Origin of the sequence: Pyrinomonas sp. (assembly GCF_040289685.1) — a bacterium.
Taxonomy (GTDB): Bacteria; Acidobacteriota; Blastocatellia; order Pyrinomonadales; family Pyrinomonadaceae; genus Pyrinomonas.
This window is the reverse complement of record NZ_PSLQ01000060.1, coordinates 1-22,272: the sequence shown is the minus strand read 5'-3', so window position 1 is coordinate 22,272 and position 22,272 is coordinate 1. Positions and strand designations below refer to the sequence as shown.

General features: G+C 59.7%; 18 protein-coding genes, 2 tRNA genes and 1 pseudogene. 13 read left to right on the top strand and 8 right to left on the bottom strand.

Annotated elements, in window-relative coordinates:
• Window positions 1–270: 270 nt before the first annotated feature.
• The 6 genes from C4334_RS12010 to C4334_RS11985 form a co-directional block, all read right to left on the bottom strand.
• Window positions 271–1,044, bottom strand: coding sequence for an enoyl-CoA hydratase/isomerase family protein (locus C4334_RS12010; protein ID WP_352432328.1), 774 nt, complete (start codon window positions 1,042–1,044; stop codon window positions 271–273).
• A gap of 89 nt (window positions 1,045–1,133) precedes the next feature.
• Window positions 1,134–2,042 carry an alpha/beta fold hydrolase gene (locus C4334_RS12005; RefSeq protein WP_352432327.1) on the bottom strand — a complete coding sequence of 303 codons (909 nt, stop codon included), beginning with the start codon at window positions 2,040–2,042 and terminating at the stop codon, window positions 1,134–1,136.
• A 157-nt stretch (window positions 2,043–2,199) separates the two neighbouring features.
• Entirely contained in the window at window positions 2,200–2,544 is a 345-nt protein-coding gene (locus tag C4334_RS12000) for an AtuA-related protein (protein ID WP_352432326.1), read from the bottom strand.
• A 5-nt stretch (window positions 2,545–2,549) separates the two neighbouring features.
• The gene (locus tag C4334_RS11995; protein WP_352432325.1) at window positions 2,550–3,344 is read right to left on the bottom strand and encodes a thiazole synthase; all 795 of its coding nucleotides are present in this window, start codon (window positions 3,342–3,344) and stop codon (window positions 2,550–2,552) included.
• A gap of 393 nt (window positions 3,345–3,737) precedes the next feature.
• On the bottom strand, window positions 3,738–3,992 hold the full coding sequence (gene thiS, locus C4334_RS11990; protein ID WP_352432324.1) for a sulfur carrier protein ThiS: 255 nt from the start codon (window positions 3,990–3,992) through the stop codon (window positions 3,738–3,740).
• 330 nt (window positions 3,993–4,322) lie between these two features.
• Complete coding sequence (locus C4334_RS11985) at window positions 4,323–5,132, bottom strand: RomY N-terminal domain-containing regulatory protein (RefSeq protein WP_352432323.1); 810 nt, start codon at window positions 5,130–5,132, stop codon at window positions 4,323–4,325.
• 431 nt (window positions 5,133–5,563) lie between these two features.
• Here C4334_RS11985 and C4334_RS11980 point away from each other — a divergent pair, with 431 nt between their 5' ends.
• The 8 genes from C4334_RS11980 to C4334_RS11945 all read left to right on the top strand — a co-directional run bounded on the left by C4334_RS11980 (window position 5,564) and on the right by C4334_RS11945 (window position 16,470).
• Window positions 5,564–7,252, top strand: a complete 1,689-nt coding sequence (locus C4334_RS11980) for a two-component system sensor histidine kinase NtrB (RefSeq protein WP_352432322.1) — start codon at window positions 5,564–5,566, stop codon at window positions 7,250–7,252.
• A gap of 623 nt (window positions 7,253–7,875) precedes the next feature.
• Window positions 7,876–9,285, top strand: coding sequence for a sigma-54-dependent transcriptional regulator (locus C4334_RS11975; protein ID WP_352432321.1), 1,410 nt, complete (start codon window positions 7,876–7,878; stop codon window positions 9,283–9,285).
• A 475-nt stretch (window positions 9,286–9,760) separates the two neighbouring features.
• Window positions 9,761–10,195, top strand: coding sequence for a type IV pilin protein (locus tag C4334_RS11970; RefSeq protein ID WP_352432320.1), 435 nt, complete (start codon window positions 9,761–9,763; stop codon window positions 10,193–10,195).
• Between the two features lie 498 nt (window positions 10,196–10,693).
• Window positions 10,694–11,179 carry a type II secretion system protein gene (locus C4334_RS11965; protein WP_352432319.1) on the top strand — a complete coding sequence of 162 codons (486 nt, stop codon included), beginning with the start codon at window positions 10,694–10,696 and terminating at the stop codon, window positions 11,177–11,179.
• Window positions 11,180–11,276: 97 nt separating this feature from the next.
• Window positions 11,277–13,220 (top strand): tetratricopeptide repeat protein, encoded by a 1,944-nt coding sequence (locus C4334_RS11960; RefSeq protein ID WP_352432318.1) that lies wholly within the window; start codon window positions 11,277–11,279, stop codon window positions 13,218–13,220.
• Window positions 13,221–13,401: 181 nt separating this feature from the next.
• Window positions 13,402–14,241, top strand: coding sequence for an ABC transporter permease (locus C4334_RS11955; protein WP_352432317.1), 840 nt, complete (start codon window positions 13,402–13,404; stop codon window positions 14,239–14,241).
• A gap of 145 nt (window positions 14,242–14,386) precedes the next feature.
• The gene (locus tag C4334_RS11950) at window positions 14,387–15,376 is read left to right on the top strand and encodes a hypothetical protein (protein ID WP_352432316.1); all 990 of its coding nucleotides are present in this window, start codon (window positions 14,387–14,389) and stop codon (window positions 15,374–15,376) included.
• Between the two features lie 128 nt (window positions 15,377–15,504).
• On the top strand, window positions 15,505–16,470 hold the full coding sequence (locus tag C4334_RS11945; protein WP_352432315.1) for an ABC transporter ATP-binding protein: 966 nt from the start codon (window positions 15,505–15,507) through the stop codon (window positions 16,468–16,470).
• Between the two features lie 163 nt (window positions 16,471–16,633).
• Here the strand turns inward: C4334_RS11945 and C4334_RS11940 are convergent, their stop codons facing one another.
• Window positions 16,634–17,791, bottom strand: a complete 1,158-nt coding sequence (locus tag C4334_RS11940) for a VWA domain-containing protein (RefSeq protein ID WP_352432314.1) — start codon at window positions 17,789–17,791, stop codon at window positions 16,634–16,636.
• Window positions 17,792–18,511: 720 nt separating this feature from the next.
• Here C4334_RS11940 and C4334_RS11935 point away from each other — a divergent pair.
• The 3 genes from C4334_RS11935 (at window position 18,512) to C4334_RS11925 (ending at window position 20,065) form a co-directional block, all read left to right on the top strand.
• Window positions 18,512–18,587: transfer RNA gene (locus C4334_RS11935), tRNA-Val, on the top strand.
• 19 nt (window positions 18,588–18,606) lie between these two features.
• Window positions 18,607–18,683: transfer RNA gene (locus tag C4334_RS11930), tRNA-Asp, on the top strand.
• Between the two features lie 185 nt (window positions 18,684–18,868).
• Window positions 18,869–20,065, top strand: coding sequence for a molybdopterin molybdotransferase MoeA (locus tag C4334_RS11925; protein ID WP_352432313.1), 1,197 nt, complete (start codon window positions 18,869–18,871; stop codon window positions 20,063–20,065).
• Between the two features lie 324 nt (window positions 20,066–20,389).
• Here the strand turns inward: C4334_RS11925 and C4334_RS11920 are convergent, their stop codons facing one another.
• Window positions 20,390–20,854: a fasciclin domain-containing protein gene (locus tag C4334_RS11920; protein WP_502943442.1), complete on the bottom strand. Its 465-nt coding sequence runs from the start codon at window positions 20,852–20,854 to the stop codon at window positions 20,390–20,392.
• A 543-nt stretch (window positions 20,855–21,397) separates the two neighbouring features.
• Between C4334_RS11920 and moaC the strand changes: the two genes are divergently transcribed.
• Window positions 21,398–21,889, top strand: a complete 492-nt coding sequence (gene moaC, locus C4334_RS11915; protein WP_352432312.1) for a cyclic pyranopterin monophosphate synthase MoaC — start codon at window positions 21,398–21,400, stop codon at window positions 21,887–21,889.
• Between the two features lie 127 nt (window positions 21,890–22,016).
• Window positions 22,017–22,217: pseudogene (locus C4334_RS11910) on the top strand (IS607 family transposase); the annotation flags it as partial.
• Window positions 22,218–22,272: the final 55 nt, after the last annotated feature.

Genomic DNA, 22,272 nt, shown 5'->3' with positions numbered 1-22,272 from the left:
GCGCTCCTCCCCATGCCTGAAGGCAGGGGTCTCCGCGCCGTCGTGATCCGATGAGGCGCAACCAATCCAGGGACGCGTGTTACGGCGCGGGGGTTTTGGGCTAAGCTTTTCCCCTCTCATGAGGCGCAGAGGGGGAGACGGAGCGGGCAAAAAATCCATTGAGGGGATGAACCGCGTTTGCACGCGACCCATGAGCGCAACATCTCAACGGCTCCCATCACGAGCGCATGTTCGGCAATGTGCGCGCGGCGTGCTAACCGACGCTTTCCATCACTCATCGCGGTCGAGGAAACGAGCGATGCCAGCGCGACAATCTTCCGTCATGCGGGCGATGGTGTTCGCGTCAGCGCCCGCGCGCAGCGCAGCATCGAACGTCAAGCCGTCGATCTGGTAAAGCAGGCGCTTGGTGAGCATGACGGCGCTGCGGCTCGCGCGGGCGAAACCGCCGACGTACGATTCGACTTCCGCGGCGAAGGCGTCATCTGCATAGACGCGCGAAACCAAACCGATGCGTTCGGCTTCGGCGGCGCCGATCTCTTCGCCGCGCACCAACAACTCGAAGGCTTTCTTCTCCGGCACGTTGCGCCGCAGAATCGCCATCACCATCGCCGGGACGAAACCGATCTTCACTTCCGGATAGCCGAACCGCGCCGATTCTGCGGCCAGAACCACGTCGCAAGCGGTCGCCAACCCGCACCCGCCCGCTAATGCGCGCCCGCGCACGGCGGCGACCACTGGGACGCGCACGCGCCGAATGAGCGCGAAAAGCTCCATGAGCGCTTCGGCATCACGAAGGTTCTCGACAATCGAGCTTTGCGAGATGCGTCGCAGTTGCACGAGGTCCGCCCCAGCGCAGAAGTCTTTGCCCGCGCCCGTGATGACGATGGCGCGCACCGACGCGTCTTCATCGGCGCGCCGCAAAGCGGCTTTCAGCTCCGCGATCAATTCGTCGTTGAGCGCGTTCCGCTTCTCTGGACGGTTGAGCGTGATGACGGCGGCGGGGCCTTCCGTCGAGTAGATCAATGGTCCTTGAGCTTCGTTCATAGTCTGGGACAGCCCTGAACTGAAAAAGGTGGAGCGAGAAGACACGCATCGCACTTGCCAGAAATTGGCCCAGCGACGGCGTGCCGAATTCAAAAAGGCATCTCGAGAAAACGCATGAGCGCTTCGTTGACTTCGAGCGGCGCCTCCTGCTGTACCCAATGCCCCGCCGTCGGCAAGCGAGTCTCCATGTAGGGCGCAGCGACGAAGTCGCGCGCATGTGCGACCGTTTGCGGCAAGATGACGAAATCGCGCTCGCCATAAATGAATAACGTCGGCACACGCACGCGTTGCTGCCTTAACTCGCTATGTTGCCCGCGCAGCGCGGCGAACAACGCGCTGAGAAGCAACCTCCGATTGGCGCGGTAATAATCGAGCGGCGCCGTCAACGAACGGCGGAGCGCGAGCTTGTACGCGGCGATGTCTTCGGCGGTGAAAGTCCCCTTAAGCGCCGTCGTCTTGAAGACCAGTTCGAGCAGGGCGAAATCGCCAGCCCGAATGGCCAACTCCGGCAACCACGGAAGCTGAAAGAAGATGATGTGCCAAGCGCGCAAAACTTGCCGCAAGCTCATGCCCTTCATCCACGCGCCCGGCGGCGGCGTCTGGAGCAGGGCGAGCTTCCAGACCGCTTCGGGGCAATCATGGGCCACCGCCCACGCGATCAGCGCGCCCCAATCATGCCCGACGATGGCTGCCTCTCCGACGCCAAAATGGCGCATCAATCCGACGACATCCTCGACAAGCGCGCCCAAACGATATTCGCCGCGTTGAGACGGCTTGTCGCTGAGGTTGTAACCGCGCAGATCCGGGGCGACGACGCGGTAACGCTCGCCAAGCGCGAGCAATTGATAACGCCACGAGTACCAGAATTCGGGGAAGCCGTGCAACAGCAGCACCAAACGCTCGCCTTCGCCGCGCTCGACGTAGTGCAGGCGCACGCGCCCGACCTGCGCGTAACCATGCCGCAGTTCGCCTCTTGTTGCTGTCGCGTCGTCAAACATCGCCGCTCTTCCCGAACGCCGCAAGCCAAGCTAACCGACTCTCTCGCGCAGTGAAAGCCGACGCCTCGCAACGATCGAAACGATCGCTCTTTGCCACCGCATCGTTCATGCAAAGCTCGAACGCGAGATGGCGGGTGGCTCACACCTCGCTCAGAAATCAACACAACCCGAGAGCGCGCGCCTCTTCGTCCGGTATTTCGATCTCCATGCGCAGCAGCGCGGTCGAAAAGGTCTTCCCCTGCGCGTCCGTCATCAGCGAGACAGTTCCTCCGCCGCCCAAGCTTTCATGAAGCAGGAAGTTCAAGGCGGACAGGTTGGGCAGTTCGAACCGCTCGACCTCGCCTTTGCAGATCCCTCTGAAATGTTCGCGTACACGCTCGGCAGTCACCTCACGCACGAGTACCGGATAAAATTCCTCCTTGAGGGCGATCAACCCGATGTTCGCCGTATCGCCTTTATCGCCCGACCGCGCATGGGCCAGTTCCGTCAGTCTCACACGCATCTTTTTCACCCGATCACGCCCGTGAGCGGACTCGATGCGCTCGCATAGAGCCGCTTCGGCATTCGTCCGGCAAGATAGGCTAAGCGTCCCGCTTCGACGGCCAAGCGCATGGCGCGCGCCATGCGCGCTGGATCGCGCGCTTCAGCGATCGCCGTGTTCATGAGCACGGCATCAGCTCCGAGTTCCATGGCGATGGCCGCATCACTCGCCGTTCCCACTCCGGCATCGACGATCAAGAGCGCATCCGGCAACTGTTCGCGCAGGATGCGCAAGTTGGTCGGGTTTTGCACACCCAAGCCCGAACCAATAGGCGCGGCCAGCGGCATCACGGCAGCACAGCCGATTTGAAGAAGCTTTTTAGCAACGATCAGATCGTCGCTGACGTAAGGCAAAACGACGAACCCTTCGGCAACCAACGCGCGCGCTGCCTCGATGGTCTGTTCGTTGTCCGGAAAGAGCGTCGTCTGATCGCCGATGACCTCCAGCTTGATCCAGTTCGTGCCGAGAGCTTCGCGCGCCAGCCGCGCCGTGCGCACGGCCTCCTCCGCCGTATAGCAACCAGCCGTGTTCGGCAGGATCGTTAACTTCGGATCGAGATGATCGAGGAAGGACTCAACTCTCCGGTCCAACGGAACGCGCCGCACGGCGACCGTGACGATCTCCGCGCCGGAAGCTGCATGCGCTGCCTTCATCTCATCATAACTGCGATATTTACCCGTGCCGACGATGAGCCGCGAGCGAAACTGTCGGCCCGCGATCTCGAACGTCTCTTCGCTCGCTGCTGTTGTCGCCACTGCCATCGCCCTCTTCCCCTTCCGTGCGATAACTCTTCCATGCAAGACTCTACCACCGATGCGGCCTAGACGCGAAGCGCGCACTCGCTCCCGTTGTTGCAGGACGAAAGCGGCGAGGTCTTCTTCGCAAGATGAAAGCGAAGGCCGCTTCGAGAACCCTTCTGATCGGGTCGCAATCGGCGCGCGATGCCTTTGCCACGAAAGTGCGCATCGGCAGATCCTTCGCCGAACCGGTCCCGACGTTCAAAGGCTAAGGGGTTCGCCTCTACGCGCAATCTCGCTTGCGCGCACAAGCGAAAACCGCTGCGAGCGATACCAGTTGATTCAGCGGTTGATCGAGCACCTGCGCTCACGCGCAAAAGAGGCTCGCCCGAAGACGGGCGATGTGCGCCTCGCCCTTCAACCGCCGCCGACGAAGTGGACGATCTCGAGGCGATCGCCTTCGTGCAGCACGACCCCATCCCACTCGGCGCGCCGAACCACGATGCGGTTGAGTTCGACGGCGACGCGCTCCGGTGCCAACCCCAAGTTCTGAATGAGTTGGCTGAGCGTCATCCCTTCAACGATCTCGCGCTCTTCTCCGTTGACGATGATCCGCAAATCGATCGCTCCGCGTTCAAGTTCTCGATCAGCGATGGCGGAAGTTTCCAACATCGCGCGCGATGAATCAAGCGCGCCAACACGCTTCCGAACAGGTCGCGTGCGCAAGCAAGCGTAGCAAACGACCGTTCTGTTGAGATGGAGAGCAGCGCAGCACTGGCCCGACCCTATCATTACTGGCAAGGCGCAGCGACGAACGCTTCCGATAGGGTGGGTGAGCCGTGCCCAACTGGGCGCCCAAACTCTGCCCTCTTGTCAGGGCGCGGCGAATGGCCGCTTCGCCAAAGCAATTGGATGAAAGTTCGTCGATGCCGCGAATGGCTCCCTATCGCGCCCTTGCGGACGCGCGAAGCAATTGGACGAAAGTTCGTCAGCGCGCCTCTCTCAGGCGTGGTGGATCAGCCGCCGAAGTTCAGCGCGGTGGCCGTTAGCGGTCGCTTCGATCAGAATCGCCGCCCGTCCGGATGTAAAGTGCGGAAGCATCAAACGAAGCATGGCGATGCCATTGCGATCCGTGCGAGTGTTGAAGATGGCTGGGCGGAAGGTGGTCCCAAGCACTTTGATCTTCACCCAAGCATCCGGCAATCCCGATGCACTATCGCCATGCGCGACCTTGACGGCTAGAAGAACGGTCTTTCCGGCGCGAAAGTCACACTCACGCAGCAGGGTCAAAGACAGCTCGTCCGATTCGTCCGCAGCCGCAACGCTTTGCCCGCTGTTGCCGTTGACACCTTGGGAGCATACGTTCTCACCTTCCCTGGCCGAACCGTTGGCGTCGGTCTTTGCCTCTTGATGAGAATCGCGCGGCGCAACCTCAGGCTTTGCGACCGCGCCTTCGGCTTTTTTTTGAGCCGTCCCCCCTGCCTTGTGAGACTTTGCGCGGCTGCCGGGGGACTCTTCATCTTGCGCCAGCGACGAATCTTTCTTCCCCAAACGTTTCAGTTCTTCCACACGTCCGGCGCGAATAGCGGCGCAGATGAGCTTGTGTTGTCGTTGCAGTCGTTCCGCCAGCGCAGCTTCGTCCACTTTCCCATCGCAGATGAGATCCTCGTAGGACGTCCGCTTGCTGGCGAGTATCTCGCCGCCGACGTAGATCAACGAAACGATCAGACCAACCTTCGGTCCCTTATCCTCCGTTTGGACGTGGTATCTCGTCCCTTGGTGTTCGACGTCTGTGTTGTACCCGGAGATCACGTTTGTCGAGTCCTCGCCCTTTTAAGAAAGTTGCAGGAGGCGAAAAGCAGCTGGCATGCTCGCCTCAGAGGCGAGCGGCAACAAGCTACCATATCGCGAGCGACTGGTCAACAATGCCCGACATCGTTTAAACCAATCTCTCGCAGGCGAACATCGTTCGGTCAAAGGTGCAGGTTTTGCGAACCATTTGTGAGGATCCAATGCGCGCGTGGTCGAGGGAATCCTTCGCGATGATGTTTAGCGTTCTTCTCGATCCTTCCGGGCGTCGCGTTCCGAAGCGGTCGCGGCTGAGACTTGTGCGCAAAAACGGATTGCGGTGATGGCGTGACTTTTCGGGAAGCGAATTTAAGGCGACCGCCGCGGGGATAGCATGCGCGCCGCGCGGAAAATCTCTTGCGCCCCGAGCTTTTTGTGCTAGGCTTTGAAACCTTATGAGCGACCGAACGCAATGGCAGAGTCAAGCGCGCGCGCCGCTGCTTAGGCTGATCGTCGGCAGGATGGGCATCGCAGCCTTGCTGCTCATTCTCGGTCTGCTGCTCCCGCCGGAGTGGTTCACCGAAGAGACGTCGCCGCTTCTCGGAACCTTTCCGATCATCGTCGTGGTCGCGTTTCTTTCGCTCTTCTACGCGGCGCTGCTTCGGTTCTCGACGCTCTCTTTGCGGCTGCAGGCTGCCTTGCAATTCGCTGTCGATGTCGTTTTGATCACGTGGATCGTATGGGCGACCAATGGCATCAGTTCGCCCTACACAGCGCTCTACATCGTCGCCATCTCTTTTGCCGGAGCCTATCTTGGCGCGCGCGGCGCATTGCTCACGTCGGTCGGCTGCGCCTCGATCTACACGGCGACCATGATCGCGTTGATCTATAGGCTCATTCCGCAAGCGGCAGACACGCCAGTGACGACCTCCGTTGCCAACGCGATTCAGATCGTCGGGTTCAACGACATTGCCATTCTCGTCGTTGGGCTGCTCGCCGCGCGTTTCGCTGAGCGCCATTCTCGTTCCGAGGAAGCAACGCATGCTTTGGCGAACTTGCGCGCGCTGCATCAACGCATCGTCGCCTCGATTCGCTCGGGTGTGGTGACGACCGATCTCGAAGGGCGTATCTACACGTTCAATCCGGCAGCCGAAGAGATCACCGGCTATCGCGCGAGCCAAGTGCGCGGGCGTGACGCGTCGTTTCTTTTCGGCGATCTGCGCGAGAAGATCGAAGCGGCAACGCGCGCGGCTTACGAAGGGTTGCCTTCGCCACGCTACGAGGCCGATGCCGAAACGGCTGAAGGCTTTCATCTGCGTCTTGGTTACAGCGTTGCGCCATTGTCCGATGAATCGGGCGCGATGACCGGTCTGGTCATCACCTTTCAGGATTTGACCGAAGTGCGCGCGCTCGAAGAGAGCGCGCGCCGACAGGACCGACTCGCCGCGGTCGGGCGCGTCGCCGCCGGGATCGCTCACGAGATACGCAATCCGCTCGCTTCCATGCGCGGCGCGATTCAAGTGCTGCGCGGTTCTTGGAACGGCGATCCGGCTGAAGCCCAATTGATGGAGATCATCATACGCGAATCCGACCGCCTGGACCGAATCATCACGGACTTTCTCTCTTATGCGCGTCCGCGTCCGCTCAATCCAACGGCGACCGACTTGCGCGTGCCGCTGCGCGAGACCTTCTCTTTGCTGCGCCACAATCCCGAAACGCGCCCCGAACACGCGCTCGAGGTCTTAGTCCCCGATCAACCCGTTATGGTTGTGGCCGACGCCGAACAACTTCAACAAGTCTTCTGGAACCTCGCGCGCAATGCGCTGCGCGCCATGCCCGAAGGCGGACGACTCACCGCCGAGATCGTGCCGCTCAACGACGAGCGCGTGCGTCTCACTTTCACCGACACGGGTTGTGGCATGACGCCGGAACAGGTCGAACAGCTTTTTGAGCCGTTCACTTCATGGACGCCGGGCGGCACTGGCCTCGGACTGTCGATCGTTTACCAAATCGTCCGCGACCACGGCGGAACGATCAACGTCCGCAGCCGCAAAGGGCATGGGACGACTGTCACGATCGAGCTGCCCACGAACATTTCGCCCGAACAACGTAACGCGCAACGCGAGACGAAAACGCAAGCTTGAGCGCATCGAGCCGGTTGCTTCCGGACGGGATCTCGCCAAAGGGAGAGCGTCATGCGAAACTTCAATCCGGTTTCGCACCACGCAAGACGCATCACGCCCGCCGCTCGACTCACGCATTCAGCGTTGTAGTCGGTCGAGTAGAGCGATTCAAACATTCAGGGTTGTCGCCAATCGAGAAAAGCGGCGCCACTTGAGACCTCCTTCAGAAATTAGCGCTGCAAGCGTTGAAGTCTTGTCACCAGTCGAGAAAAGCGGTGCCACGCAGGATGGCGGGTTGGTGTTGAGGCAGCTTTTCTCGCCCTTACGAAAGCGACACAGCCGAACGAGAAGGCAAAGAGGGCGCGAATGAGCGCGCGCCTTTTTTGCGTTTAGACGAGAGGGGCCGAATCTTTTTCGCGTGCACGTCGCAAAAGCAGCTTATCTGAAAGGCGCAACGCGCCTGCGCTGCCGTTCTCGCAAAAGCGTTGCAGCCGAGTCGGCTAAGCACAACTTCGCGCTGCCGCTTTGAAAGCGGCAGCGGTCTTGGTTGTTCTGGCGCGTCGCGCGATGGCTTTGGACGCCGTTTGCCGACTAGGCTAAAATTGGCGCGTCTTCAAAGGTTATTGAATTCCCTGGCGGTTGACATGGCTAAGCTGCTCATCGTCGACGACGAACAAAGCATGCGCCAACTCCTCTCGCTCGTCTTCGGGCGTGAAGGCTACGAGGTGCGCACGGCAGAACGGGCCCGCGAAGCGCTTGAGATGGTCCGGCGCGAGCCCGTGAATGTCATCATCTCCGACGTCAAGATGCCTGACATGTCGGGCATCGAACTGTTGCGCGAAGTGCGTGCCGTGGCGCCCGATACAGCCATCATCATGATAACGGCCTTCGCCACGGTTGAAACGGCCCGCGAGGCCTTCGTGCTCGGCGCCGATGATTTCATTCAGAAGCCGTTCGACGTGGACGAACTGAAGACGATCGTGCGCCGGGCGCTTGAACGACTGGCACTGGTCGAAGAGAACCGCGCCTTTCGCCGCGCGCAGCAGCAGACAGGTCGGCTGGACCAGATCATCGGACACGCGCCGCGCATGCAGGCCGTTTATCAAATGATTCAGACGGTCGCCCCGCTCAATTCCACGGTGCTCATCGTTGGCGAATCGGGCACCGGCAAAGAATTGGTCGCACGCGCCATTCACAACTTGAGTCCGCGCGCTGACCGTCCGTTCGTTTCGGTTAATTGCGGCGCCTTCACTGAGACGCTGCTCGAATCGGAGCTTTTCGGTTACCGCAAAGGGGCTTTCACCGGCGCGACCTCGAACCGCAAAGGGTTGTTTGAAGCCGCCGGTCGCGGGACGATCTTTCTCGACGAAGTGGGCGAGATGTCTCCCGCGATGCAGGTCAAATTGCTGCGCGTCCTCCAAGAACGCAAGGTCCGCCCCGTCGGGGCGCACGAAGAGGTCGAAACCGAAGCGCGTGTAATCGCCGCGACCAATCGCGATCTGGCGAAGTTGGTCAAAGAGGGCGCGTTTCGTGAGGACCTCTATTACCGCATCTCGGTCATCCCGCTGGAGCTTCCGCCGCTGCGCGAACGGCGCGAAGATATCCCCATCCTCGCCGAACATTTCGTCGCGAAGTTCTGCGCGCAGACCGGAAAGCGCACTCGCTTGAGCGCGCGTGCGCTGGAACTGCTCGAGAACTACCACTGGCCCGGCAACGTGCGCGAACTCGAACACACCATCGAACGCGCCGTCGCCTTGGAACCGACCGACGAGATCCAACCGGAGCGCTTGCCCGATGCGATCAGAAACTATTCGGGCGCGAGCGCACGTGCCGATTTCATCTTCCCAGAAGAAGGCATAGACCTCTTCGCTCATCTGGAAAGCTTGGAGCGCGCTTACGTCGCTGAAGCGTTGCGTCGCACAGGCGGCAACCAAACGCGCGCTGCCGAACTGCTCAACATCCCCGTGCGCTCTTTGCGTCACCTGCTCGATAAGCACGACATGAAGGGGTTGACGGCTCAACTCCGTTCCGAAGCGGCTCGCGGCGCAGAATGATGCGCGTGCGTTTGAGCGCGCGTCGGCGTGTGCGCGCTGCACACACCTTTCATGCTTCGCCTGAAGTCAACTACTCCACGGCCGCAAGCCCTCGGCTTGCCCTCGCCCGGAGAGCCGAGCAGCTATCGCAAGAACAAATCAATGCGTTGCGTGAGCTGAAGCCCTCGGCTTGCCCTCGCCCGGAGAGCCAAGCAGGGCTTCGGGGCCGGGTGGCGTGCGCGCTCTGGCCATTTTCGTGTCGCGAGCTGACGCTGAGCAACACAGCGCTGCCACTTAGGGCGTGCCACATGAGGCTTCGGCGAGCGCCGCTGCCAACGACTCTGGCGTTGGGAATGCACGCGCTCCGGGCGCCGCAAAGCTGAAACAGGGCTGGACGAAATGCTCCTCGGCGTGGCACGCGCGTTGCTTCTCCTCCGGCTGGCCGTTCGTTGCGTGCGGAGCGAGCGACCGAAAGAGAGGTTAAGAAAAGATGCAAATGCCCCGACGCTCTCAAAGCGGTTTTTCGCTCATCGAACTTCTCATCGTCGTCGCTGTTATCGGCATCCTCGCCGCCCTCGCCATCCCAAACTATCTGCATGCGCGGCAATCTGCCAGCGCATCCTCAGCCATTAGTTCCCTGCGCCTCATCCATTCCAGTCAAGCAGCTTACCGCACGCTCCACGGAGTTTACGGCGACCTTTCGGCGCTCGGCAACGAAGGTTACATCCGAGATCCGAGCTTGGTAGCGGGCTACAAAAGCCATTACACCTTCACCGTCAAGGTGGATCAAACCGATCCCGCCAACAAGTACGAAGCCCAAGCGACTCCGGCCCACGCGCCGACGATCTGGCATCACTTCTACATCGACGCTTCCGGCGTTATCCGCTACGAAGTAGGCACACCCGCAACATCAAGCAGCCCTCCGATCTGATGTCCCGACTACCGCTCTCTCCTCCTTCCTCTTCCTTGGTCTTCAGTTTTCCGGGTGGCACCGACAAGGTGCCACCCTCTTTTTTCTGCTCGCGGAGACTTTACGCTGCTTCGGAAGCTTTCGCCCAACCGCCGCCTTTTAGGACAACGACCCGACATGACATCTTTTAACTCGTGACAAAAAACGGCACTTTCTCGCTAACGAAAAATGTGAGGAAGCGCTGGAAGACCGCTTCCGATTGCCTTCTCTTGCGGCAGCGCTCTCCCGCAGCGTTGTGCCCCTTCCACCTTCTAAAAGAAAGTCGAGCGAAGATTTATCAAATTAAACGGATTGATCTGGACCAGCGACTCGTCGGTTTCAAGAGCGTGCGCGTGGTCTGGCACGAGGCTTGATTTCAAAGCAGCATGAAAAGAGATCGCGCACAAAAGGCGCGTGGCCTGAGACGACGCCGATGGCGCGAGAGATTCCAGAAAACCCCAACAAGGAGCTTCCTGAAAAATGCAACACCGAAACGGACAACGTGGTTTCTCGCTGATCGAGCTTTTGATCGTCGTCGCGATCATCGGCATCATCGCCGCCATCGCCATCCCCAACCTCCTCGCTTCTCGTCGTGCCGCCAACGAGGCGTCAGCGATTTCGACGCTTCGTACCATTGTGAGCGCCGAGGCGACCTATCAATCAACCGCGGGCGCTGGCCAATATGCCACTTTGGCTGGTCTGGGAGCCGCAGGGTTGGTCGACTCTGTTTTAGGCCAAGCTAATGCCGCCAAGAGCGGCTACGTCTTCAACGTCACCTTTACTCCTTCAAGCTCCACTGCACCCGCTCAGTTCGATGCGACGGCGGTCCCGCAAAATCCGACCGGACTGACGGCCACTGGCACGCGCAGCTTCTACACCAATGAACAGGGCGTGATCTACTTCTTGTCCGGCGGCACCGCGCCGGTACGCACAGCTACCGGTAGCAACGGCACGCCGATCCAGTAAAGAGTTCCGGTTGAGAATTTGAGGGGGGGGGCGCGTCATCTCCAGATGGCTCCGCCCCCTTTCCTTATGGATCGAATCTTTTGCAGGGAGAGGAAGCATGGCTAAAGGGTTCACGATGGATGCGCGAAGCACCTCCATGGTACAAGGCGACGCTTTCGCTTTTCTGAAGACGGAAAGATGGCTGCTCTTCTTCGTTCTCGCAGCGACCTGTTTGGTTTACGCTAATTCGCTCTCAGGGGAGTTCGTTTACGACGACGTGCAGCAAATCATCCAAAATCCGCACATAAGATCATGGAAGAATCTCGCGGCGGCTTTCACCTCTTCTGTGTGGGATTTCAGAAACGATGTTACGGTTACGCCCAGCTATCAACTGATCCCTTACTACCGTCCGCTCTTTACGGTTTATCTAACGGTCGGGTATCACCTCTTCGGCCTTTGGCCGCAAGGATGGCATCTTGCGAGCCTGTCGCTCCATCTTCTCACGACGGCTTTGGTCTTCTTCCTCTTTCGCCGCCTCAGCTCCAGCCCGTCCACAGCGGCGCTCGGCGCGCTTCTTTTCGGCATTCACCCGACACATGCCGAATCGGTCTCATGGATTTCCGGCGTGACAGATCCCATGTTGGCCCTCTTCTACGTCTCATCTGCGCTGGCCTATCGCCGCTACTTGGAAGAGAAAAGGCACCGCTGGTATTTGACTTCGTTGGGACTTTACGTGCTAGCGCTTCTCTCCAAAGAACCGGCCATCACGCTTCCTGCGATCTATTTGGCGTTGGAATACCATTGGCACCTCATGCAAAAGGCCCCAGTTTCTTGGCACAGGTTCTGCTTGGATTTTCTGCGGCGGATGGTTCCTCATCTTATCATCGGTTTAGCATACCTGATCATCAGGTATGAGGTTCTTGGGCTCGTCGATTGGGTTAACACCTTGATGGTCGGTACCCCCAAATGGCGGATCTACGGGACCATCCCGATCGTTCTTTGCTTCTACCTGAAAAATCTATTCTTTCCTTTCCACCTCAGCCCGGCATATCCGGTCCACCTGATCGCCAGTTTCTGGTCCGCGAACTTTCTGCTCCCGGTTCTGACACTCGTCGTCGCGCTCGCCGCTTTGTGGATGCTACACCGAAAGTTCGGTGCGGATGCGATCGTCGCCTCGGCTTTTCTCATCGTTCCTCTGCTCCCGGCGTTGAACCTCAAGATCTTTCATCCCGCCTATCTCGTTCAAGATAGGTACCTGTATCTGCCGTCAATCGGATTCTGCTTCTTCTTGGCTTTGATCTGGAGGAAAGCCAGAGAACTGAATCGGCTGCGCCTTGCGAGCGCGCTTTTAACGGGCGTCATAATCCTATCTTGGGGCGTCAGCACGGCGGCGCAAAACCTGATCTGGCGAAATGGCGAATCGCTCTGGCGGCGTGCGGAAGAAGCAGTCCCCGATAACTGGCACTTCCCTTACAACGTCGGCATCGCGCAACTGGATGCCCGCAAATTCGAGGACGCGCAGCGAAACTTCGAGCGAGCGGCGAAGATGGCCGGGATGACGCGCCAAGCGGCCGTGATTTACAACAATTTGTCTTTGGCCGCGTTCAATCTTGGAGATACGGAGCGAGCGATTGAGCTGGCTAAAACCACCATCGAGCTGAACCCAAAGATCCAAGAAGCTTACAACAACCTCGGCATTTATTACGCTTCGCGCAAAGAGTACGCCGAAGCGAAAGAGCTTTTCGCGCGCGTGCTCAAGCTCAATCCGCGTTCCACCATTGCACGAAGCAATCTCGCCGACACGCAGGCTTTGATGGGCGACCATGAAGAAGCCGTGCAAAATTATCGCATGGTCCTCAACCAACTCCCACAAGACTACGACATCCGCTTCAAGCTGGCCATCAGCTTGCTCGCGCTCGGCAAACGGCAGGAAGCGATCGTCGAACTGGCGAGGCTTACACAGAACCCAAACATCGACATGGACGAGCGCCGCTGGCTCGAAAGACATATCGCTGCCCTCGAAGCAGAAGAGCGAAAACTCAACGAACAACGGACGCCTTGAGGAGAGCATCTGCGCGCTGCGCGTCCCCTGCCGCTCACAGCATGACAAAGGACACGCAGCGCGCGTGTCGGGCGCGAAGGGAAAGGCGACGCGCCTCGCCTCCTCCGAAGGTCCATCGCGACGAACCTCTGCTTTCGCGGGCCGCTCGCTCGACCGCATACAGTGAGGACAACACTTTGAGATGGGCATCGGGTGCATATCCACAGAGCAGATCATCACCGAACACGAGCGCCTTTCTCCGCGCGACGTAGCAATCATCTTCGCCATCGCGCGCAACACTTTTCGTGAGCACGTGCGCGATCGCGTCTTTATCAATCTCTTGCTCTTCGCCCTCTTGATGATCGGAGCGGCGCTTCTTTTGGGAGAACTATCGGCAGCTCAGGAGAAGAAGATCATCCTTGACTTGGGATTGAGCGCAACCCTGCTGATCGGGACATCAATCGCCATCCTCCTAGGCGTCGGACTCGTCTCGAAAGATGTCGAACGGCGCACGCTCTACACCATTCTGGCTCGCCCCATCACACGGACTCATTTCTTGCTAGGAAAGCACTTGGGATTATGCGCGACGCTCGCCGCTAACGTGGCGGCCTGCGCCGTCGGGCTTGTGGCCGTGCTCGCGTGGCAAGGGCTGACCACAGCGACTTGCGTGCAAGTCGCTCTGGCTTCCGCACTCATCTTTTTGGAGCTGACGATCATCGTTTCGATCGCCGTCCTCTTCTCCTCCTTTTCGACCCCGGCTTTATCGGCCTTGTTCTCCTTCGCCTTCGTGCTCATCGGTCACTTCAACGGAGAACTCGCCGAACTCGGCCATCAATCGCCGAGCGCGCTCGCGCGCATCGTCTTCAATGCGCTCTACTATCTGCTTCCGAACTTCGACCGTTTCGCTTCGACCGCAACCGACGTTCTGGCGATGAAGATCACTGGGAAGCAGGTCTTCGCTGCGGCCCTCTATTCGCTCGCATACGCATGCGCGCTCGTCGCCGCCGCCGTTTGCATCTTCATCCGCAAGGATCTCAAGTAAAGAGCATGGCATTCAGGAGAGCGGAGAAGTTAGCGCGCGGCTCACGCCTACGGCACTGGCCGCGTTGTCTCATATTAACAGGCGTCGAAAAGGCCCGAAAGCGCGATCTTTCGTCGCGCGGCCGTTTAGATTCTGCAAGTAAGCGATGAGGAATCTGTTCCCCGTCATTACGATCATCGGTTTGGCGATTTCGGCAGCTTCTCAACACGTAAGCCGAAGCGCCTTTTTGCGCGCAGAGCGAACGTCAAATGAAGAGGCGCTTCGCATCGAACCGCGCAAACTCGTCCCGTTGGTGCCGCGCCCTTTTCGCGGCATCGTCGCCGACTGGCACTGGATAAGCGCGCTGCAGTATGTTGGGAACGAAGTCCTCGTGCACGGTGGTCTCGCGCGCGTCGAGGATCTTTCGACGTTGGACCTACGCCTGTTGGGTCCGCTCCTCGATGCCGCTGCGGAGTTCGATCCGCGCTGGGCGGCCCCTTACGAATACGGCGCCGTTTTGCTCGCAGCAGTGGACGCAGAAGCCGCCGTCAAACTGGTCCAAAAGGGGATCCGGCAACGCCCCGACGATTGGCGACTTCGCCATCATCTTGGATACATCCTCTGGCAGCAAGGGCGCTTCGTCGAAGCAAGCGCCGTTTACGAAGAGGGAGCGACGCTGGCGGGCGCGCCCACGTGGATGCAGATGATGGCCGCCGAGATGGCGCGGGCCGGCGGTTCAAGTGCGACGGCGCGCGCCGTCTACGCGCGACTTTACGAAGACTCACAAGATGAGCAGATCAAAAGCCTCGCGCTCCTCAAACTCATGGCCTTGCGCGTTGTTGACGAAATGGACGCGTTACGCGCGGCGGCGCGGGCATCAGCTATCCGCTTGGGACGCTCGCCGCGCGCTTGGCGTGAGATCTCGGCGGAACTTGCGCGCGCGTCAATTGAACTCGAACGACGAGCCGAGACTGAATTCCCTTTTGAATCGGAAAGGCTGCAAAGCGTCGCGCGTCCCGCGATTCGGATCGACGAAGAAGGTGTGCCGGTTGATCCGACAGGCGTACCATACCTTTTGAAAGATGGCGACGTGACGATTGATCCCACGTCCGAACTCTTCCCGGCGGTCGTGCAATGGTTTCGGAAAGCTTCGTGAGCGACGCTGCAAGCAGCGGCGTCCGATGAACGTTTATCATCGCCGACCCAAAGGGAGAGCGAGGAAAGGTGCATGCCGTTTTATTACAGTCACTGAAGCGTTGAAAGCGGTGAACGAAGGAGCGAAGCATGGCGAACGCCATCGACATAGAGAACCTAACCAAAGAATACGCGACCGGCTTCGGACCATTCCGTTCCGTGCGGCGCGCGCTTGACCGGTTGACGTTGAACGTTGCGCCGGGCGAATGCATGGCCTTTCTCGGTGCCAATGGCGCAGGGAAATCCACCACGATCAAGGTCATTGTCGGACTGGTCTTTCCGACCTCGGGGCGAGTTCGCATCATGGGGCGCGATGCGCAAGACGCGCTCGCCCGTCGGTCCTTGGGTTACCTTCCCGAACAACCCAATTTCTATGACCATCTGACGGCGTTGGAACTGGTCGAGATGGCGGCTCGCTTGCAGGGGATGGATGGGAAAAGCGCGCGTCGTAGCGCCGAAGACTCTTTGGCGCGAGCGCGGCTCGCTTCCGAACACTGGGACCGACGTTTACGCCATTTCTCTAAGGGGATGCTACAACGTGTGGGGCTTGCGCAAGCGCTCCTTGGCGATCCCGAAATCATCATCCTCGATGAACCGATGTCGGGCCTTGACCCTATCGGACGACGCGACGTGCGCGACATCATCAACGATCTGCGCGCGCGCGGCGCAACCGTCTTTTTCAGCACGCACATTCTCGCTGACGCGGAAGCGCTGGCCGACCGCGTTTGCGTCATTGAAAGAGGGTCGTTGAAATTCCTCGGGACAACGAGCGATCTACAGTTGCGCGTCGCGCGCTCCGTCCCGATGGAAGTCGTCTTCGCCGCAGAAGACGCCAAAGGCTTGAGCGCCGCTTTGCGCTCCGCAGGCTATGCGGTGACCGAGATGGCTACGAGCGTGCGTCTGCGCGTCGCTTCGGAAGCGGACGTGGATGCGGTGCTTGCGCTCGCACGCACCAAGCACGCGAGACTCATTTCGATTCATCAAGCGAGCAGTTCGCTTGAAGCGCTGTTCGAGGAAGAGCGTCAGCCGCAGGGCCGCTCGCACGTTGCGTCTTGATACAGTCTGATGCGGACTTCTCCCCGCCTCACAGAAGCATGTGCAAATCGTCAACATGATGACGGAGACGGTGAAACAGGCGTTTTCCAACCTTGATGCTGGCAAGAGACTAACGGCGGCGTTTCCTCTTCGATTCTTTCCGAGGCGGCGAATCGGCGCAGCCTTAACCTCTCGGCGCGTAGTAACCTTCGCGTGCGCTCACTTGCGCTCCGGCGATGCCCTTAACCTCGATGCGGATGGTGCGAAAGCGGCCGTCGCGCGCTTTGTTGGTCGAGTAGTAGCCGAGGCTGTACTGTTTGCCGATCTCGTTGGCAACCTGCGCGAAAGCGCGTTGAGCATCGCGCAGGTCGGCGACCGGAAAAGTTTGTCCGCCGGTTGCGCGCGCCAGCTCACGCATCTCGCGTCGCGCAAGTTCATACAGCGCCCGACTGATCTGCATCCGCTGGAAGGGACCGAGTCGGCAGAAATCGGCGTAGGAGTCAGCATCCGCCGCGGGGACGAAGAGTTGCCGGTAGCGGCGAAGCTGCGTGCGCGATAGCTGCAACGTGCCGTCATCGGCGCAATCGCGGAGCAAGCGGTTTTCGACGAACTCTTCGGTGTTGATCTGCACGAAGTAGCAGATGATGCCCCGTTGCAACAACGCAGCGCGGGCTTGTGCGAAATCCGCCTCGCTCGTCGAATCCACCCCATCGGTCAACGCGACCAACGCGCGCCGACCGCGAACCTCTTCGCGCGGCGGTTCGGCGAAGATCTCTCGCGCGACGCGCGCCAGCGAATCGTAAAAGGGCGTCCCATCGCTCGTGCTCAATTCCTCGATAGCGCGTTGCAGCCGCTCGCGGTCGCTCGTCAAAGGTGCGGCGACTTCCACTTTCGCCAGCGACAAAGGATCATTAGGTTCTTTCTTGAAAGCCAAAATGGCGACGCGGTCAAACGGGCGCAGCGCTGCGATGAAAGATTGAGCGGCGCGGCGAATGAGTTCCAGATCGGCGCGCGTCGAACCCGAAGTATCGAGCAGCAGAGCGACTTCAAAGGGCGCATCTGTGGTGGAGAAGCTGGTGATGCGCTGCGGTCTTCCATCTTCGTAGATTTGAAAGTCCTCCGGGCGCAAAGTCGTCACAGGGCGTCCCGTGCGGTCGCGGACCACCACGGGCACGGTGACGAGATCCGTTTCAACGCGCAACACTTCATCTTCACCGATCTCTTCGGGCTTGGGTTGCGCAATCCCGTCGGAGACACGGCGCGGACGCGTTTGCTGCTGTGGCGAGGATGTTTGCTGTGCGTTGGCGACGCACAAAAAGGCGCTCGTCAAGGCGAAAGCCATTGTGCGCCGTAAGACTTTTGTTCGAAAGCAACCCATCTTTTGCCTTCGATTGTGACACTCCCAGCCCCCTGAAGGGGGCGGGCTTCCAGGCGATTTCCGCGGCGTGGCCCGCCTCTCGCGCGCGCCCTGGCACGGTGTGATGCCGCGGCAGGTGGTTGGCCCGCGGACTCACCTGGACAACGCGGGAGCAATCTCCCGCGGCCCGTGTCCGGGCGACTACTACCAGCCCATCGGCGGCGGTTCTTCATCCCGCCGCCTACTCCTTGGCAGAGAGGCCAGGTAGATACGTTCTCCGGTATGGCGTACCGACGCCGAAGGTTTTACCCGCCGAGCGATTCGTCGGCGGAACCCCATACCTTCACTTCTCAAGGTGCGGGCGGGGAGACGGCCAAGGCCGCAGCCCACCGTCGAGCACACCGCCTGGAAGGGGTATACCACAGACGGCGCGCGTCATCCCAACCCCCTGAAGGGGGTGGGAAGCGCCCGCGCCGATTTTTAACGCGCGCGCCAGAGCTTGGGTCAAGCTCGACGCCCCTCAACTGTTCATGAGGTGGGATCGAGGTCTAACCTGCCCGCATTGCGCAACGGTTCGTGATCCACTTGTGCCGCAAGGCAGAAAACGGTGTGCGCTTGACACTGAGCTTGAGAGTCTTTTAGGATGTGACTTTGCCCGATGCGCGCGAACGATGTTCGCTGGCGCGTCTCGTTTGAAAAAGGCGAAGGCACGTATCGTCAAAGGTAGACGGCCGCCCTTACAAGGCGGAGGTTGTGGGTTCGAGTCCCACCGTGCCTACCATAGAAGATCGAGTTTGCGCGGAGCCGTAGTTCAGTTGGTTAGAACGCCGGCCTGTCACGTCGGAGGTCGCGGGTTCGAGTCCCGTCGGCTCCGCCAGATTTTCGGAAGCGGTCGCTAGATGCGGCCGCTTTCGTTTTCTAAAACGGCGCGAGAGAAACCGAGCCGCCGCGTCCCAGCAACAAACGTCACCGGGCTAACCAAGGCTCTTCATCAAAGAGCAGAGACCGCAACTTTCGTCCTCCGCTTCGACTTCGCCAACCCTTTTCAGGCAGAATAGCGCCATGATCTCGGTTGATGAAGCCATCAAAACCGTGCTGGAGCAAACCCCGCGCTTGGACAAAGAGCGCGTGGGACTGGAAGCAGCGTTGGGGCGCATCCTCGCCCAAGATGTGCACGCTGACATGGACCTTCCGCCGTTCAACCGCGCGCAGATGGATGGGTTTGCCGTGCGCGCTGCCGATCTGAATGTCGTGCCCGCGCGTCTTCGACTCGTCGGCGAGTCGGCTGCCGGACGCGGCTGGCACGACCAACTGAAGGTTGGCGAAGCGGTGCGCATCATGACTGGTGCGCCCGTGCCGGTGGGAGCCGACGCGGTCGTCCCGCTTGAACAGACTCATGAACAAGTGAGCGAAGTCGAAATCTTTGAGCGTGTCGTACCGGGCCAGAACATCACCCCGCAAGCCGCCGAAGCGCGCCGCGGCACGCGCCTGCTTGAAGCCGGTACGAAGATAACAGTCAATGCGGTGGCGACGCTTGCCGCTTTCGGCTATGCGACGCTCGATGTCGGTCGCGCGCCGCGCGTGGCGGTCATGGTGACGGGAAGCGAATTGGTTCCCGTTGAAAGTTGCCCGGAGCGGGATCAAATCCGCGATGCCAACGGCCCCATGCTGCAATGCTATGCGACGCTTGCGGGCGGGCGCGTGGAGCGCTTGCCTTTGCTGGGCGATGATGCGAAGCGAATCGCGCAAACGCTCGCCGATGTCTCCAACACTTACGAGCTTCTTCTGATCTCCGGCGGCGTCTCCGTCGGACGATACGATTTGACCAAAGAAGCCCTTGGTTCGTTGGGCGCGCGTTTCTTCTTCGAGCGCGTGCGCCTTCGTCCTGGCAAACCAACGGTCTTCGCTCGACTCAACGATGCGCTCGTCTTCGGACTCCCTGGCAACCCCGTTTCCGCCGCCGTCACCTTCAACCTCTTCGCGCGCACGGCGCTGCTCGCCATGCAAGGGGCACGAAGTCCGCTGCTTCCAGAAACACGCGCGCAGCTCAAAACCAAGGTGCGCGGCGCGCGCAAACGCGCGAGCCTTGTTCCAGCTCGTCTGCAAACCGACGAAGAGGGTCGCCTCATCGCTCAGCCGCTACGCTGGGGAGGATCCTCAGATCTCGTCTCCTTCGCGCACGCTGAGGCGTTGATCTTCGTCCCGGAAGATGCAGAACTGGAAGCGAATTCAGTGGCCCGCATCTTGATGCTTCCCTGAAAACGGGATTGAGGGGGCGACCAACCGATGAAGATTGAGATGCAAAACGATCGGTCCACGCTAAGGGGGACAAAACGCGCTCGCATACGTGAGCCGAACAGAACCGCGAGATCAAGCCTGCTCATCGCAAGCGCCCTCTGACATGCTCTAGGCGACGACGCTGCGCTTCGCTGAACGCCGACCATCACCTGCCTGGCGCTCTGATGGCGGACGGCACCGCGCTTTGCTAAATACTGGTCGTCACCAAAGAACTGAGAGCGCGCGGCGACGAGAAGACGCCGCGCGCTCTCGCTTCAGGAGGCTGACCTCGCTTTCGCGCTTAGATCAATAGTTTTTCATCTGCCCTTTGCTTGCCCCTTTGGGAAGCAAAACCGAATCTATGACGTGGATGATGCCGTTGGAAGCCGTGATGTCAACCTGAGTCACGGTCGCATCATCCACTTTGACCGTGCCCTCGGAAGCTTTGATGCGTAAGGGCTCACCTTGCGCCGTTTTCGCTTCGGTCGCTTTTGCCACGTCATCGGAAGTAACTCTTCCGGGCACGACGTGATAGAGCAAAATAGCCCGTAGCTGTTCCTTGTTCTCGGGCTTCAGCAGGGTCTCCAGAGTCCCCGCCGGCAGCTTCGCGAACGCTTCGTCAGTCGGGGCGAAAACGGTGAATGGCCCCGGTCCTTTGAGCGTCTCCGTTAACCCAGCAACCTCCAAGGCTTTGACCAAAGTGCTGAACTTGCCCGCTTTGGTCGCCGTCTCGACGATATCGCCTGCGGCCTGCATTGATTGTTTCTGCATTGATTGCTGCCCGCTCGTTTCGGTGCTCTGCTGTTGCCCTCCCATGTCCTGCGTTCGTGCCGCAAATGCGGCGACCAAGACGAAAAAGGCCCCGATCAAAATTCGTTTCGACATTTTCTCCTCCCTAGTTTGGATTTTTACTGTTAGTGACGAGCAAATTAGGCGAGGCTTTTAACGAAGCGGTCACAAACTCGTCAGCATTGGCTCACGGTTGCCATCTATTGCGCTTGCGATTCGATTGCGATTGACTTGTCTTCGAAGGCTTGATCGCCAACAGCATCACGCCGATACATTGCGCTTGCGATTCGGTTGCGATTAACTTATCGTGTGAGATCTCATTCGAGGAGGGTTTCGCTTGCAGTTCGATTGCCGTTAGATTGTGGCATGAGATGAGGCGTTGATTCTAACTGCGCACGACCGGTTGAGCACCGAGTGCGCGGCGCAAAAAGCAAGTTCGATTTTCAGAGGCACATAGCCTAGTGAATGATTCTGCGCGATGCACCGAGCGAGGCTCTTTCGCCGATTTTGCCGAAGGAGGGCGCGATGAAAGACTTGTCGCACATTGATGCTGCGGGACGGGCGCGCATGGTAGATGTGAGCGCCAAGCAAGAGACGCTGCGTCGCGCCGTCGCCTCGGCGCGCGTTTTCGCTTCGCCGCAAACGATGGCGGCCATCGGCGATGGCACGACGCCCAAGGGCAATCTCGTGGAAACAGCACGGCTGGCAGGCATCATGGCAGCCAAACGCACGTCTGAATTGATCCCGCTGTGCCATTCGATTGTGCTTTCACACGTTGATGTGCGCATCGAGATCGAACGCGATGGATTCCGTCTCGAAGCGGAAGCTGCGGCGCGCGCACAAACGGGCGTCGAAATGGAAGCGCTCACCGCCGTGAGCATCGCCGCGCTAACTATCTACGACATGTGCAAATCGCTGGATCGAACGCTGCGCATCGGCGATGTGCAGCTCGAGCTGAAGACTGGAGGCAAATCGGGAGAGTACCGCAGGGTGAACCGCGACTCCATCGAAGGATAGAGATCGCGGATTTCGCGTTAGGCGACTACGTCGTTGATTCGGCAAATTGAACCAGAAATCCGTCGAAGGGGCGAGAACTGCTCATTAGTCCTTTGGTAAGTTTGGACAAACCAGTTATCCTATCCACATGAAGTTGAGCGAGTGGGCGAGGAAACAAGGTATCTCGTACAAGACCGCCTGGCGCTGGGTCCGACAAGGGAAGATGCCGGTTCCCTTTGAACAGACGCCTACTGGGACGATCCTGATCAAGGAACCGGAGACCACCTCCCATACGGTGGCCCTGTATGCTCGTGTGTCCAGCGCCGACCAGAAGGCCGACCTGGACCGGTTAGAAAAACGGGGGAGCGCGAGGGGGCTGTAATCCCCCTCAATTCATTGAGGGG

What these genes read in the sequence shown, in the direction of transcription:
- C4334_RS12010 (WP_352432328.1), bottom strand. Translation starts at nt 1,044, where the DNA reads ATGAACGAAGCTCAAGGACCATTGATCTACTCGACGGAAGGCCCCGCC.
- C4334_RS12005 (WP_352432327.1), bottom strand. Translation starts at nt 2,042, where the DNA reads ATGTTTGACGACGCGACAGCAACAAGAGGCGAACTGCGGCATGGTTAC.
- C4334_RS12000 (WP_352432326.1), bottom strand. Translation starts at nt 2,544, where the DNA reads ATGCGTGTGAGACTGACGGAACTGGCCCATGCGCGGTCGGGCGATAAA.
- C4334_RS11995 (WP_352432325.1), bottom strand. Translation starts at nt 3,344, where the DNA reads ATGGCAGTGGCGACAACAGCAGCGAGCGAAGAGACGTTCGAGATCGCG.
- thiS (WP_352432324.1), bottom strand. Translation starts at nt 3,992, where the DNA reads ATGTTGGAAACTTCCGCCATCGCTGATCGAGAACTTGAACGCGGAGCG.
- C4334_RS11980 (WP_352432322.1), top strand. Translation starts at nt 5,564, where the DNA reads ATGAGCGACCGAACGCAATGGCAGAGTCAAGCGCGCGCGCCGCTGCTT.
- C4334_RS11975 (WP_352432321.1), top strand. Translation starts at nt 7,876, where the DNA reads ATGGCTAAGCTGCTCATCGTCGACGACGAACAAAGCATGCGCCAACTC.
- C4334_RS11970 (WP_352432320.1), top strand. Translation starts at nt 9,761, where the DNA reads ATGCCCCGACGCTCTCAAAGCGGTTTTTCGCTCATCGAACTTCTCATC.
- C4334_RS11965 (WP_352432319.1), top strand. Translation starts at nt 10,694, where the DNA reads ATGCAACACCGAAACGGACAACGTGGTTTCTCGCTGATCGAGCTTTTG.
- C4334_RS11960 (WP_352432318.1), top strand. Translation starts at nt 11,277, where the DNA reads ATGGCTAAAGGGTTCACGATGGATGCGCGAAGCACCTCCATGGTACAA.
- C4334_RS11955 (WP_352432317.1), top strand. Translation starts at nt 13,402, where the DNA reads ATGGGCATCGGGTGCATATCCACAGAGCAGATCATCACCGAACACGAG.
- C4334_RS11950 (WP_352432316.1), top strand. Translation starts at nt 14,387, where the DNA reads ATGAGGAATCTGTTCCCCGTCATTACGATCATCGGTTTGGCGATTTCG.
- C4334_RS11945 (WP_352432315.1), top strand. Translation starts at nt 15,505, where the DNA reads ATGGCGAACGCCATCGACATAGAGAACCTAACCAAAGAATACGCGACC.
- C4334_RS11940 (WP_352432314.1), bottom strand. Translation starts at nt 17,791, where the DNA reads ATGGCTTTCGCCTTGACGAGCGCCTTTTTGTGCGTCGCCAACGCACAG.
- C4334_RS11925 (WP_352432313.1), top strand. Translation starts at nt 18,869, where the DNA reads ATGATCTCGGTTGATGAAGCCATCAAAACCGTGCTGGAGCAAACCCCG.
- C4334_RS11920 (WP_502943442.1), bottom strand. Translation starts at nt 20,854, where the DNA reads ATGCAGAAACAATCAATGCAGGCCGCAGGCGATATCGTCGAGACGGCG.
- moaC (WP_352432312.1), top strand. Translation starts at nt 21,398, where the DNA reads ATGAAAGACTTGTCGCACATTGATGCTGCGGGACGGGCGCGCATGGTA.